Below are 1023 nucleotides of genomic sequence, written 5' to 3' on the forward strand. Positions count from 1 at the left end.
AAGGCCGCGTAGTTAAGTGATCTCGGTTGCTGTCAAGGGTGTTTGAGGTCAGGGTGTAGGTCGCTCGGTCGGTCTTGTGGAGGAGCCCCTGGCGGGCCCACTGCGACATCCGGGTGCGGAAGCTGTTGATGTTCGTGACGTGGAGGATCCGGGCGATGTCCCGGCTGTGCCAGGCGCGGTGAGGATCGCCGCGCAGGAGGTCCAGGACGTCGGTCGCGGTGGGTGCCGGGCGGTGGGATGGCTGGTCCGGTGCTGTCGGGTCGGTGTCCGGTGGTGGCACGGCGGGCCGGGTGAGCGCCGGGGTGGCTTGCCGGGGTGGTGTCCGGTTGCGGTGGCTGGCCGCGGGTGTGGCGGGGGTGGCTGGGGGGTGGATCTCGGTGGTCACGGTCGCGATGCTGGTGGTGACCAGTGGCCGGTCGTCTCCGGCGGGCCGGGCGTGGTAGCGGGAGAGGGGGGACTTGACCTTGCGGGTGCTGTAACGGGCTCGCCGGGCCGGGAGGGGGTGGGCCAGCACGGCCCGGCCGATGATCCCGGTCAGGTCGACCCGGCCGTCACCCCCGACGGCGGGCAGGATGGCGGTGGCGGTGGCGAGGGTGTCGCGGGCGGCTTCCAGCGCGATGGTGAAGCTGACGCGGTCCGGGTCCAGCCCGCCGGCCGTGGCGGCGTCGGTGATGGTCATCCGCAGGATCTGGTAGACGGCCAGGAGTCCCCAGAGTTCCTGTTCCAGCCCGGGCCGGTCGTGCGAACGCAGCACACGGCCGTGGAGCAGGGTGTGACGCAGGGCGTAGTAGGCCGATTCGATCTCCCACCGCTCGTGGTAGAGACGGACCAGCCGGTCCGCGGGGTCGGCACGGTGATCGAGGAGGGTGGTCAGGAGCCGGTAGCCGCCGGTGACGACCGTTCCGTCGGTGCCGGTGACCGTGACGGCGGCGTCGATCACCCGGAGCCGCAGGCCGGCGATCCGGGTCAGCCAGGACCCGTCGGGCAGCACCGCCAGGACCGGGGGCCGGCGGGTGGCCTTGG

At 72.2% G+C, this 1023-nt stretch carries 1 pseudogene; it reads right to left on the bottom strand.

The window, feature by feature from the left end:
- Window positions 1-1023 (bottom strand): annotated as a pseudogene (locus tag FREUN1FDRAFT_RS40575) (hypothetical protein); the annotation flags it as partial.

Source organism: Parafrankia sp. EUN1f (assembly GCF_000177675.1).
Lineage (GTDB): Bacteria > Actinomycetota > Actinomycetes > Frankiales > Frankiaceae > Parafrankia.